At 38.8% G+C, this 12,311-nt stretch carries 12 protein-coding genes; all 12 read right to left on the reverse strand.

The genetic code is table 11. From position 1 onward, the window contains the following. Positions 1-92: 92 nt before the first annotated feature. Positions 93-824, reverse strand: a complete 732-nt coding sequence (rpsB, locus tag KUV80_RS05355; RefSeq protein WP_222461628.1) for a 30S ribosomal protein S2 — start codon at positions 822-824, stop codon at positions 93-95. A 158-nt stretch (positions 825-982) separates the two neighbouring features. Further along, positions 983-1,411 (reverse strand): DUF6115 domain-containing protein, encoded by a 429-nt coding sequence (locus KUV80_RS05360; protein WP_222461629.1) that lies wholly within the window; start codon positions 1,409-1,411, stop codon positions 983-985. A 39-nt stretch (positions 1,412-1,450) separates the two neighbouring features. Next, the gene (locus KUV80_RS05365; RefSeq protein WP_222461630.1) at positions 1,451-2,812 is read right to left on the reverse strand and encodes a DUF342 domain-containing protein; all 1,362 of its coding nucleotides are present in this window, start codon (positions 2,810-2,812) and stop codon (positions 1,451-1,453) included. 12 nt (positions 2,813-2,824) lie between these two features. After that, the gene (locus KUV80_RS05370) at positions 2,825-3,589 is read right to left on the reverse strand and encodes a FliA/WhiG family RNA polymerase sigma factor (protein ID WP_222461631.1); all 765 of its coding nucleotides are present in this window, start codon (positions 3,587-3,589) and stop codon (positions 2,825-2,827) included. 35 nt (positions 3,590-3,624) lie between these two features. Continuing rightward, entirely contained in the window at positions 3,625-4,113 is a 489-nt protein-coding gene (locus KUV80_RS05375) for a chemotaxis protein CheD (protein ID WP_222461632.1), read from the reverse strand. After that, positions 4,110-4,739 (reverse strand): chemotaxis protein CheC, encoded by a 630-nt coding sequence (locus tag KUV80_RS05380; RefSeq protein WP_222461633.1) that lies wholly within the window; start codon positions 4,737-4,739, stop codon positions 4,110-4,112. The genes KUV80_RS05375 and KUV80_RS05380 overlap by 4 nt, the downstream gene beginning before the upstream one ends. A gap of 1 nt (position 4,740) precedes the next feature. Next, positions 4,741-5,205 carry a chemotaxis protein CheW gene (locus tag KUV80_RS05385; RefSeq protein ID WP_246625029.1) on the reverse strand — a complete coding sequence of 155 codons (465 nt, stop codon included), beginning with the start codon at positions 5,203-5,205 and terminating at the stop codon, positions 4,741-4,743. A 16-nt stretch (positions 5,206-5,221) separates the two neighbouring features. Further along, positions 5,222-7,216, reverse strand: a complete 1,995-nt coding sequence (locus tag KUV80_RS05390) for a chemotaxis protein CheA (protein ID WP_222461635.1) — start codon at positions 7,214-7,216, stop codon at positions 5,222-5,224. Between the two features lie 18 nt (positions 7,217-7,234). Further along, complete coding sequence (locus KUV80_RS05395; RefSeq protein WP_222461636.1) at positions 7,235-8,278, reverse strand: protein-glutamate methylesterase/protein-glutamine glutaminase; 1,044 nt, start codon at positions 8,276-8,278, stop codon at positions 7,235-7,237. A gap of 8 nt (positions 8,279-8,286) precedes the next feature. Next, entirely contained in the window at positions 8,287-9,141 is an 855-nt protein-coding gene (locus KUV80_RS05400; RefSeq protein WP_222461637.1) for a MinD/ParA family protein, read from the reverse strand. Beyond that, positions 9,134-10,261, reverse strand: coding sequence for a flagellar biosynthesis protein FlhF (gene flhF, locus KUV80_RS05405; protein WP_222461638.1), 1,128 nt, complete (start codon positions 10,259-10,261; stop codon positions 9,134-9,136). The genes KUV80_RS05400 and flhF overlap by 8 nt, the downstream gene beginning before the upstream one ends. Continuing rightward, the gene (gene flhA, locus KUV80_RS05410) at positions 10,261-12,294 is read right to left on the reverse strand and encodes a flagellar biosynthesis protein FlhA (RefSeq protein WP_222461639.1); all 2,034 of its coding nucleotides are present in this window, start codon (positions 12,292-12,294) and stop codon (positions 10,261-10,263) included. The genes flhF and flhA overlap by 1 nt, the downstream gene beginning before the upstream one ends. Positions 12,295-12,311 lie beyond the last annotated feature (17 nt).

Genomic DNA, 12,311 nt, shown 5'->3' on the forward strand with positions numbered 1-12,311 from the left:
TTTGCCTCCTTGTGTGATATGTAATGTTTTCCATAAAAAAGGGTGATAAAGGGTCATCCCCTCTACCACCCTTGAGCATTCCATTCAATTAATTAAGCAGTTGTTTCTTCTTCAGCCGTTTCAGAAGATACTTCTTCTTCAGCGCCTTGGTTAGCTTCGATGATAGCATCAGCCATTTTACCTGTAAGAAGCTTTACTGCACGGATAGCATCGTCGTTACCAGGGATAACGTGATCTACTTCATCCGGGTCACAGTTAGTATCAACAATAGCAATGATCGGAATGTTTAATTTACGTGCTTCAGCAATCGCGATACGCTCTTTACGAGGGTCAACAACGAATAATGCATCAGGAAGCTTGTTCATGTCTTTAATTCCGCCTAGGAACTTTTCAAGACGCTCCATTTCCTTTTTAAGAAGGATTACTTCTTTCTTAGGAAGAACATCAAAAGTACCGTCTTCTTGCATTTTTTCAAGATCCTTCAAACGGTTGATACGCTTGCGAATTGTACCGAAGTTTGTTAATGTTCCACCTAACCAGCGTTGGTTGATGTAGTACATGTCAGAACGTTCAGCTTCTTCCTTAACAGAATCTTGAGCTTGTTTTTTAGTACCTACGAAAAGAATCTTTCCGCCGTCTGCTGCGATGTTACGCATAACATTGTAGCATTCTTCAACTTTCTTTACCGTCTTTTGAAGATCGATAATGTAAATGCCGTTTCTTTCTGTGAAAATGTAACGAGACATTTTCGGGTTCCAACGGCGAGTCTGATGACCAAAGTGTACACCAGCTTCTAACAATTGTTTCATTGAAATTACTGCCATGATAGGCACCTCCTAGGTTTTTTCCTCCGTTTGTTTCAACTTCGAGTAATAACTACATGTATGCAGCACCACATTACTCAAATCCGCAAACGTGTGTGATTAACACCGAGAAATAATATAACATATTTCAATCCGTTTCTGCAAGTCCTTTTAACGAGTTAACCGTAAAACTTTAGAAGAAGTTCTATTTCGCCTTTTCCTCGATTCAGCATTTTAGCAATTTCTGTTGCATCATACCCTTTTTTCGCTAAAAGAAGAACTTCATTTGTTTTCTGTTCAGGATACACTTCTTTATCTTCTAATGAAATAGATTCGTCTATAGGAAGATCCGCTTCCGAGGTAAAAGACTGATTCGTACTATTCGTTTGCATTCGTTTATTTTCATCATATAGCTGGATCATTAATTGCTGTAAACGTTCATTCTCTTCTCTCATCTCCTGAGAGAAAAGTTCCATGAGCTCTTCCAATGTCTCAAGTGAAAATTCTTGATCTATTGTATTGATTTTTTCGTTTTTTTTCCAGAGTACGACAATGAAATAAAGACTTACTACATGTAACAATACACTGATGAAAATAAAACCATTCACTGCGTTTCACCTATCCCTATCTGCATACATTCTGTTCTTTTATAAGGAATGAATGACGATTTCCTTCTCTTCCATAAAAACTTTTGCTGTTTGAAAAACGGATTGAACTTTTCGCTTATATTTACCAATACTAATTTCTACGTTCGGATGCAGTGTTTCTTTGACAATGATGTGTGACCTATCCTCTTGCATGACAAGGTTATTTTTCTTATTTTCACATTCTTTGAGCTCTGCGAACGTTTTAGAGATTGTATTTTCAATCTTCGTTATCGTTCCTTGATCGACACGGTTTGAAGCAGTTGCTTGTTTTAGCATTGCATCCTTAAGCTGTTGGAGTTTACTTAAACCGTTCTCTAACTCCGCTATTTTCCGCTCAGCCTCTGCAATTCCTTTTTGATCAGCTTCATATGCATTCATATATAAAAACGTTTTAGAATACGTTTCATTTCCGATTTCGTTAGCTTTTATTAAATGGCCAGCCGCACATGAACCGCCAGCTATGTTCCCTTTTCCGCTTAAACAAATAATGTTTTTACCTGCTTCGCATGTGCTGTGCAGTATGGTTTGAGCAACTTCAATACTTTCTCCTGCAACAACGTTCCCTTGATTAATATAAAGACTCGTGAAGTTCCCTCCACACCGGATCGATCCTTTGCCTTGACCAAGAACTCCACCGCTAATGACGATGTTACCCGGTGTTGCAATATCAGCAGCCTCAACTAATCCTTCTATTCGTATATCGCCTTGTGCATTAATTTTGAAGCCAGATGGTACATTCCCAGTAACATGAACGTTGCCAACAAAATCGATATGCCCTGTCTTTAAAGACAGATCACCTTCGACTTTGTATACAGGATAAACGTGTACGCAGTTTGTTCTAAAACTGACTTCTCCGTTTGCTGCAGCGTAAACACCAAAATCTTTTGGATTAAAGACCGTGTTGTCTCCATTTTTAATCAAGAGTTCTTTTCCTTTTTTTGCAGGAAGAGCAGTTCCATATACACTGATACCTTCAATTCCTTGAGTTGCCGATTTTTTTCGTGCAAGGAGCTGCCCTATGGAAACAGTCGGGATGGTAAAGAGACGTTTAAAATCTATCTTCTCATCACCTTCAATATTTCTGGCAGATTCCACCCCAACAACAGGTATTAATTCAGCAGGTTCTCCGTCCACAGGCAATTTTCCATAAGCAAATTCAACAGGAAATTTGATTTCTTCCAACTGTTGAACAATTTGATACAGAATTTCATTTTTAACACCATGTTGGATTTTTTTTGAAGCGATCCAGCTCGAAAGAACTTCAAACGTTAACTCTTCTTTATTAAAATCACGATCCTTTTGATGAAATAAAAGAGCAATCGTATCTTTTTCTTTCGTTTTAATGGTAAACCAACGGTCCATATCTCATACCCCTTACATATAACGTTGCAGAACCTGTCTAATTCTGAAAAGTGCTTTTGAATGTATCTGAGATATTCTTGATGTGGATAAACCAAGTACTTGTCCGATTTCAGTAAGAGTTAATTCCTCAAAATAGAATAAACTTACAACAAGCTGTTCTTTTTCTGTTAGTTCTTTAATCACTAAAGCTAGTTCACCATGTAGTTCTTCCTGAAGCAAACTATTTTCAGGAGTAATCGCTTTCTTGTCTTCGATTGTATAGCTGACTTTTTCTCTGCTCTCTGTTTCTTTATTCTCTTCATCAATTGACAGTACATTTGCTAAAAAGCTTTCTGACATAACGGTCGTTACTTCATTTTCAGAAAACCCAATTTCTTCTGCTACCTCTTTTGCACTGACAGATCGCAAGTTTTCCTGTTCTAGCTTTTCAATTGCCGCTTCTACTTTTTTCGTTTTTTCCCTAAGGCTGCGCGGAAGCCAGTCTTCTCTTCGAAGTCCATCAAGAATTGCCCCCCGAATACGGAACGAAGCGTATGTATCAAACTTCAAGTCTCTCTCTGGTTCGAATTTCTTAAGTGCATCATACAGGCCTAGCATTCCAAGCGACCGGAGCTCATCTTTATTGACGCTTTTTGGCAGTCCGACCGATATACGTTGTACATGGTAGTTAACAAGAGGCAAATAAGCCCGCAGCAGTTCATCACCTGCTTCTCGATCACGACTAGTGTTCCATTTTTCCCAGCAAGATTGTTCTTCTACTAAAGATGGCTCCGTCATGGTAATCCTCCTCATTTATTTTCCCGTTATCCGGTCTATATCACTTTAGTTCCTGCATTCACTGTTTTAATCGTTAATCGAGTACTTTCCGGATCGAATTCAATTGTTCTTCCACTTGATCCACCAACATCACTCGTAATGATAGGGACATTTAATTGATTTAGTTGATGCTTAACACTTTCTACATTCCTAGGTCCGATTCTCATCATTTCGCTTCCTGAGGTAAACTGAAACATTTGAGCTCCACCAGCAATTTTTGCTTTTAAGTTTTTGGCGATTGCTCCCTTTTTTATAAGCATGTCATACAATGCCTCGATTGCGGTATCCGCGTATTTACCTATATTCATGGAAGCTGACTTTATTAAAGATGAATCCGGAAGCATAACGTGTGCCATTCCCGCTATTTTTTTTCTGTCATCGAATATGATTACTCCTACGCATGAACCAAGACCTGTTGTTCTTATTGTGTCAGGAGGGGTTACAAGATCAATATCTGCGATCCCCACTTTTACGATTTCGCTCATCCCATCGGAACTCCTAGTGCATTAAAAATTTTTGAAAATGACTCTGGGTCAGGCAATAAGAAAAAGTGTCCCTTCACTTCGTCATGTTTTTTCATGTCTGTAAAAGCAGTATCGATTACTATGGCATAGTCGCTTACGGTAGATATTTCGAACAGCCCAAAGCTTAAAATCGCACCAGCCATATCGATGCTTGTAGCTGGAACAGAAGGCTGTAAATTAAGTCCTGTAAAATCAGAAAAAGAGGTAAGATAAGAACCTGACAAAATGTTACCGACTTCTTGAAGAGCTGATAGAGCCATCTCAGAGTATTCGCCTTCCGCCAACTGTACGGTTTGTCCTCCAAGCAAGTCTCCTAAAAGATGTTCAGCTTGCTCAATCGGAAGCATAAAAAACATACATCCTGGTGCATCACCAACAATTCGCAAAAAAACCGATGCTACTATATTTTCTGAGCCTCCAACCATTTCCGTTATTTCTTCAAATGAAATGATTTTTACAGATGGAACTTTCATATCCACTGCTTTGTTTAGCATTGTGGAAAGAGCAGTCGCAGCATGTCCCGCTCCAATGTTACCAATCTCACGTAATATATCGAGATGAATAGGTGTTATCTTCGTAAAATCCATCTTACTTGCTGCTTTCTAATGGATTCAATACTCCAAGCTTTTCAGGATTAAGAACTTTTTCGAGATCAAGCAGTACAAGAAGTCTTTTATCAATTTTAGCGACACCCTTGATGTATTCTGCATCAACTCCTCCAACAACTTCTGGAGGGGGTTCAATCGCTGCTGTATCAATATCTATTACATCATTTGCAGAGTCAACAATCAGGCCTACTTCGATTGTGCCAACTGATACAATAATGATTCGTGTTGTATCCGTATAATCACTTTCTTCAATATCGAATCGCGACCTAAGATCTATGATAGGCGTTACGACTCCTCTTAAATTAATAACACCTTTTACAAATTGGATTGTTCTTGGAATCCTTGTAATATGCTGCATTCTTTCAATTGATTTTACATCCTCGACAGGTATCGCGTATTCTTCATCTTTTAATTGAAAAATAATAATTTTTTGTTCGTTTGACATCCTAACGACCACCTTCTTATTTAATAAGAGCATTACAATCTAAAATCAATGCCACTTGACCGTCCCCTAAAATCGTTGCACCTGATATTGCAAAAACAGAAGATAAGTATTGACCTAATGATTTTAAAACGATTTCTTGCTGTCCAATAAATGAATCAACAACAAGGGCTGCCATTTTATCACCTTTACGTACTACCACTACTGGAACATGCTGACTGTCTTCCATTGTTGAAGGAACATCAAAAATTTCTTTCATGAACACTAATGGAACAACTTTCCCGCGGAAATCCATAACTTTTTGATTATGTGCGGATAGAATATCTTCCTTTTTAATAATGGCTGTTTCAATGATTGAAGAAAGCGGGATCGCATATTTTTCTTTTTGAACTTCAACAAGCATGACGGACATGATCGAGAGCGTTAATGGGAGTTGAATAGAGAAAATTGTTCCATATCCGGCTGTAGAATCTACGGAAATCGACCCGCCTAATGATTCAATCTTATTTTTCACTACATCAAGTCCTACGCCACGCCCTGATATATCTGAAATCACTTCAGCTGTTGAAAACCCAGAAGCAAACAATAATTCATAACATTGCTTATCTGTTAGATTGTCAGCCATCTCTTTCGTAATGATCCCGTTTTCAAGCGCTTTTTCAACAACTTTCTGTCTGTTAATACCAGCTCCATCATCCTCTATTTCAATAAATACATGGTTTCCGCTATGATACGCTCTTAAAAAGATCGTGCCTGCTTCATCTTTAGCAGCTGCTCTTCTTACAGATGGTTTTTCGATTCCATGATCGATCGAGTTTCGAAGCAGATGTACGAGCGGATCTCCAATTTCATCAATTACGGTGCGATCTAATTCAGTGTCAGCACCTATGATTTCAAGGTTTACTTGCTTTCCTAAATCTTTTGCAAGACCTCTGACCATTCGTGGGAATCGGTTAAATACTTGTTCAACAGGAACCATTCTCATGGTTAAAATGATGTTTTGAAGATCGCCCGATACACGTGACATACGCTCTACTGTCTCATTTAATTCTCCGCTTTTAAGTACTTTTGAGATCTCTTCAAGGCGTCCTCTGTCAATGACAAGCTCTTCAAACAAATTCATCAGTTGATCCAGTCTATCAATATTGACACGTATCGTTTTGCCAGAAGCCGAACTATTTGCTGCTGCAGCTGGAGTTTCTTCTTTTTTCTTTTCAATGCTTCCAGGAGAATTTGCATTGCTTGCCTCTACAGATTCCCTCACGCTTTCATTTTCCTGAAACTCAGAAATATCAACTTGTTGAACCTCTGAAACTTTTAAAATACGTTGTTTAACTTCTTCACTTGACTCTTTTGTAAGCAAGGCAAGCTTAAATTCTGTTTCAAATTGTTCTGCTTCGAGCATGTCAACCGATGGCAATGACTTTATAATTTCACCAATCTGCTCTAACACTTCAAAGACCATATAAACTCTGGCTGCTTTTAAGATGCAATCCTTACGAAGACTAACCGTTAACTCATAAGCATTAAAGCCTTGTTCTTTCGATTGAAGAATGATTTGTCTTTCATACTGATCATAGGATTGTGAAAGGTCTTCTTTCTCTGGAGATTGGTTTGATAAAGGTTTCACACTTTCACCTTTTTCAAGAGCTTCCAGATCTCGAACCGTTTCTGATACGTCACGTTTACCGGTTCCGCCTTCTGAAATCTCTAAAACCATCGCTTCAAGATGATCAATAGAAGCGAAAAGCACATCAAGAACTGCTGGTGTGACCGAGATTTTTTTATTTCTGATGGCATCAAGCACATTCTCCATATTATGGGTTAAGCTCGCTAAATCTTCATACCCCATCGTTGCTGACATTCCTTTTAGTGTATGAGCAGACCGAAAAATTTCATTTACGATCGTTAATTCTTCCGGAGATTTTTCCAGCAATAAGACTTGTTGATTAATAGCTTGCAAATGTTCTTTACTTTCATCAATGAATATGTCGAGATACTGAGTCATTTCCATCGTTTAAACCCTCCCATTTCACAAATTGTTCTGTATCGCTTCTGCAATAGATTCAAGATGTACAACTTCATCTACTTTCTTTGTTAACGCGGCAGCCTTAGGCATTCCATAAACGATGCAAGATTCTTCAGCTTCTGCAATCACCGAAGTAAGACCTGCTTCTTTCAGTTTTAAAATTCCATCCGTTCCATCTGACCCCATGCCTGTCATGATAACGGCAATTTTTTGGTAGTTTTTAAGCTTTGCTGCACTTTCGAAAAGAACGTTTACCGCTGGCCTGTGACCTCCAACTGGAAGTTCTTTATCAAGTGTAATCATTAGCTGTCCCATTTTTTCTGTGAGACGCATATGTAAGCCGCCTGGAGCAATATAAACGGTTCCCTTTTTAATTATTTCATGATGTTCAGCTTCCTTTACCTGTACCGGTGATAGAGAATTAAGTCTGTTGGCCAAAGATTGTGTGAACCCTGGCGGCATGTGCTGTACAACTAATACTGGTGCTGGTATTTCTTCAGGCAGTTTTGTGATAACTTCCTGCAACGCACGCGGACCGCCAGTTGATGTACCAATCAGTACTAACTTTGGCAGATTATTCATTCTAGGAGCTCGTGGTTCTTTTTTATAAATGCTAGGTGCTTGAATGGTTACACTAGGCTTTATTTTTGCTCTAGATGAGGTAATTATTTTTTCTACTAATTCTTCCTTCACTTTATGCAGATCTAAAGATATCGCACCTGAAGGTTTTGCAATAAAATCGATAGCACCTGCTTCCATTGCTAAAATGGTATTAGCCGCACCTGCTTTCGTTGTGCTCGATAACATTATGACTGGCACAGGCTGCTGATTCATGATTTCTTTTACAGCTTCAATTCCGTTTAGAACGGGCATTTCCACATCCATCGTAACAACGTCAGGTTTCAATTTTATCGTTTTATTGATCCCTTCCTGACCATTTCTAGCTGTGTCTAAGACTTTTATTCTAGGATCTTCATTTAAAAAGTCTTTGATGAGCTTTCTCATAAAAGCTGAATCATCTACAACGAGTACCGATATTTGTTTCATCTTCGCATCTACCTTTCACGAAAAAGTGACTTTAACCTGGTGATAAAAGATTTATAGGATGCTTTTTGTTCTTCTGTAACTCCTGCATATGTTTTAGCTAGTTGCATAACGGCTAGAGACGCATGTGAGGATGGCTGGTTCAGCGTAAAAGGAACTTGTTTTTTAACAGAATCCAGTACAGAATGATCCAAGGGAATCATCCCTAAGCAAATCAAGTCCTTCTTTAAAAACTTTTGACAAACATTCATTAATTTTAAAGAGGTCTCCTTACCTTCTCTATCATTCTCACAGCGATTGATCGCTAGATAAAAAGGAAGGCTGCTATCTTTTGTATAAATAAATTTCATCATCGAGTAAGCATCTGTCATTGAAGTAATCTCAGGTGTTGCAATAACTAATATTTCATGACTGGATAAAATAAATTTTAAAGCTGTTTCTGTAGCTCCAGCACCCATGTCTAGAAAAATAAAATCATAAAAGTTTTCAAGCTCCTCGAGTTGGTTGATAAAATGATTCAGCATGTCGTCCGAAATGTGAGCTAGCGATCCAAAATTCCTGCCGCCCGCAATCGTATGAAGACCATCGCTGCCTTCTTCGATGATTTCCCAAACAGACAGCTGGTTCTCCAGCAGATTCATAATATGATGCTGTGCTCTTCTGCCTAGAATTAAGTCGACATTCCCCATTCCAACATCCAAATCCAATACAAGAACTCTTTTGCCCATTTTGATCAGAGATAAAGCAAGATTAACGGTTATGTTCGTTTTTCCAACTCCTCCTTTTCCACTAACGACAGATATGACTCTTGCGCTTCGAGATGAGGACTGCAATTGTTTACGAAGACTTTCTGCTTGATCAATCATGATTTACTTTTTCCTTTAATAACATGTGGATCAGCTCATCAGCATCTGCTTCAAACATATCATCTGGTACGTTTTGCCCGTTTGTGATATAGCCAAGCGGAACACCATGAGAAATGGCTAGGTTCAAAATCGAGCCAAATGTGGTGGTCTCATCTTTTTTTGTGAATATGACCTTATGAACTGGCAGACTTTTAAATTGGTTGTAGATCGTCTCCATGTCTTTATATTTAGAAGTCAGTGATAGAACAAGATAGTTTTTCATATCTTTATCAAAGTGAACAACACGCTGAAGTTCTTCAATATAAAAACGGTTTAAAAAATTTCGCCCTGCTGAATCAACGAGAACAAGGTCAAAGTCCTTGAATTTCTCTTTTGCTTTTTTAAAGTCTTCCGCTGTATAGGCTACTTCACAAGGAATATTTAATATTTCCGCATACGTTTTCAGCTGTTCGATCGCGGCAATCCTATATGTATCCGTCGTAATAAAGGCTACTTTTTTTCCGTCTTTCAAAACCGCTTTTGCACCGATTTTTGCTATAGTGGTTGTTTTCCCGACACCAGTAGGACCGATCAGGTTTAAAAATTTCGTTTCATAATGAAACCCACCGAACTCACTCTTTTTCATCCGAGCACCCAGCCAGTCAGTGATCCATTTATGCCAGTCATAACTTTCTGTTTCCTCTTTCTCAAGACTGACATACTTGCGGTTCAAATTCGCAATCAGTTCCTCTAATACAGTCGGTTCAATTTCATGTTCACTTAAAAAAGTATGCCAATCCTTCACAAAATCAGGAAGTTCATCTCCAGCTTTATTCTGCATATTCAGTGTTTGTACCATCTTTTTCAATTGACGGATTTCCTGTGTAAGTTCATGGTCTTGCTGCAAATCTTGAATAGATTGTTGTTTCACGCTGGTTTGAACAGTTTTTTTAGGTTTTTCGTATTCGACGTCCTGATCTAATCCAGCAAAAATTTCAATATTCTTCTTTGTAAAAAATCCTAAAAATCCTCCAGCCTGAACTTCTCTAGTGTTCAGAATAACTGCACCGCTTCCAAGATCCGCTCGTACAAGCTTCATAGCTTCCGGAAGGGAATTTGCTGTATACTTTTTTACTTTCATTAAATATTCACCACCCCTACGCTTTTAACTTCAAGTTCAGGTTCCAACTCGTTATAGGACAATACCGCAACATCAGGCAAATACCTTTCGATCAGCTGTCTTACGTACATTCTCACAGCTGGAGAACATAATAAGACGATTGATTGATCAAAGCTTCTTCCTGATTCAAGCTCTCTTGTGATGCTGTCGAATATGGATTGAGAATCTATCGGATCAAGAGAGAGAAAGTTTCCATGTTCCGTTTGCTGAACCGAATCAGCTATTTTTTTCTCTACAGATCCTCCCAATGTAATCACATGCAAAGGTTCGTTTTCCATCGTATAGCTCTTTGATATTTGTCTCGATAAACCTTGCCGAACGTATTCTGTCAAAAGGTCGGTATCCTTCGTCATTTTTGCGAAGTCTGCAAGTGTTTCAAAAATAACCGCTAAGTTCCGGATAGAAATGCGTTCTTTAAGAAGCTTGGACAATACTTTTTGTATCTCTCCGATCGTGAGCGCATCTGGAGTAACTTCTTCAACAATTGCCGGATAAGATTCCTTTAGATGCTCAACGAGCTGTTTCGTTTCTTGTCGACCGATTAATTCGTGTGCGTGTTTTTTAATAATCTCTGTCAAATGTGTCGAAACAACTGATGGAGGATCAACAACCGTATAACCTGAGAACTCGGCACGTTCCTTCATCTCTTCACCGATCCAGATCGCTGGTAAACCAAACGCAGGCTCAACTGTTTCGATTCCTTGGACTTCTTCATCCTCGATGCCTGGACTCATCGCCAAATAGTGATCGAGCAGAAGCTCCCCTTTTGCTACTTGACTCCCCTTTATCTTGATCCGATATTCATTCGGCTGAAGCTGAATATTATCTCGAATGCGCACTACTGGTACAATCATTCCAAGTTCTAGTGCGAGCTGTCTTCTGATCATGACGATTCTGTCTAAGAGATCGCCTCCTTGAGAAGTATCCGCTAAAGGAATTAAACTGTATCCAAATTCGAACTCTATCGGATCGATCTGCAATAGATTCACTACAGATTCGGGGCTTTTCAGCTGCTCTGTCTGTATATCTTCCTCTACGACTTCTTCTTTTTCTTTTTGTTCCCGTTCCGCTTTAATAAGGAAATAACCGCCTGCGGCAAGAAAACCACCGATTGTTAAAGTAAAAAAATCATTTATCGGTGTAAATAAACCGAGCATGGCTATCGTTCCCCCTGCTACGAAAAGCATGACGGGATACGCTAATAGTTGCTTGCTGATATCAAATCCTAGATTTCCTTCTGATGCAGCTCTTGTTACGATAATACCTGTAGCCGTTGAAATGATAAGTGCAGGTATTTGAGATACCAATCCATCACCAACCGTTAAACGTGTAAAGGTTTCAGCACTCTCACCAAAACTTAACCCCATTTGAACCATGCCGATGATGATACCAAATAACATATTAATCAGTACGATAATAATTCCAGCAATCGCATCTCCTTTTACGAATTTACTGGCACCATCCATCGCACCATAAAAATCAGCCTCACGTTCAATCGTTTCACGTCTTTCTTTCGCTTCCCGATCTGAGATCATACCAGCGTTCAAATCAGCATCGATACTCATCTGTTTACCAGGCATCGCATCGAGAGTAAATCTTGCCGCTACTTCCGATACACGCTCAGATCCTTTTGTAATTACAACGAATTGAATAATAACAAGTATAAAAAATACAACGATTCCGACTAAAATGTTCCCTTGTACAACGAACTCACCAAAGGTATGTACAACGTTTCCTGCATGTCCTGTTGAAAGGATACTTCTTGTTGTTGAAACATTAAGTCCTAGCCTGAAAAGTGTCACCAATAAAAGCAATGACGGAAAGATAGAAAACTGAAGAGGCTTTGTCGTATTCATAGCTATTAAAATAATCAATAGGCCAAGCGATATATTTATTATGATTAAGAAGTCCAACATAAACGTCGGCATCGGTATGACTAGCATGGCAATGATTAAGATAACACCTGCTAATACACTTATGTCTCTAGCTTTCATCTGTTTACTCTCCTATT

Source organism: Fictibacillus nanhaiensis, from assembly GCF_019801215.1.
Taxonomy (GTDB): Bacteria; Bacillota; Bacilli; order Bacillales; family Fictibacillaceae; genus Fictibacillus; species Fictibacillus nanhaiensis_C.

What these genes read in the sequence shown, in the direction of transcription:
- rpsB (WP_222461628.1), bottom strand. Translation starts at nt 824, where the DNA reads ATGGCAGTAATTTCAATGAAACAATTGTTAGAAGCTGGTGTACACTTT.
- KUV80_RS05365 (WP_222461630.1), bottom strand. Translation starts at nt 2,812, where the DNA reads ATGGACCGTTGGTTTACCATTAAAACGAAAGAAAAAGATACGATTGCT.
- KUV80_RS05370 (WP_222461631.1), bottom strand. Translation starts at nt 3,589, where the DNA reads ATGACGGAGCCATCTTTAGTAGAAGAACAATCTTGCTGGGAAAAATGG.
- KUV80_RS05375 (WP_222461632.1), bottom strand. Translation starts at nt 4,113, where the DNA reads ATGAGCGAAATCGTAAAAGTGGGGATCGCAGATATTGATCTTGTAACC.
- KUV80_RS05380 (WP_222461633.1), bottom strand. Translation starts at nt 4,739, where the DNA reads ATGGATTTTACGAAGATAACACCTATTCATCTCGATATATTACGTGAG.
- KUV80_RS05385 (WP_246625029.1), bottom strand. Translation starts at nt 5,205, where the DNA reads ATGTCAAACGAACAAAAAATTATTATTTTTCAATTAAAAGATGAAGAA.
- KUV80_RS05390 (WP_222461635.1), bottom strand. Translation starts at nt 7,216, where the DNA reads ATGGAAATGACTCAGTATCTCGACATATTCATTGATGAAAGTAAAGAA.
- KUV80_RS05395 (WP_222461636.1), bottom strand. Translation starts at nt 8,278, where the DNA reads ATGAAACAAATATCGGTACTCGTTGTAGATGATTCAGCTTTTATGAGA.
- KUV80_RS05400 (WP_222461637.1), bottom strand. Translation starts at nt 9,141, where the DNA reads ATGATTGATCAAGCAGAAAGTCTTCGTAAACAATTGCAGTCCTCATCT.
- flhF (WP_222461638.1), bottom strand. Translation starts at nt 10,261, where the DNA reads ATGAAAGTAAAAAAGTATACAGCAAATTCCCTTCCGGAAGCTATGAAG.
- flhA (WP_222461639.1), bottom strand. Translation starts at nt 12,294, where the DNA reads ATGAAAGCTAGAGACATAAGTGTATTAGCAGGTGTTATCTTAATCATT.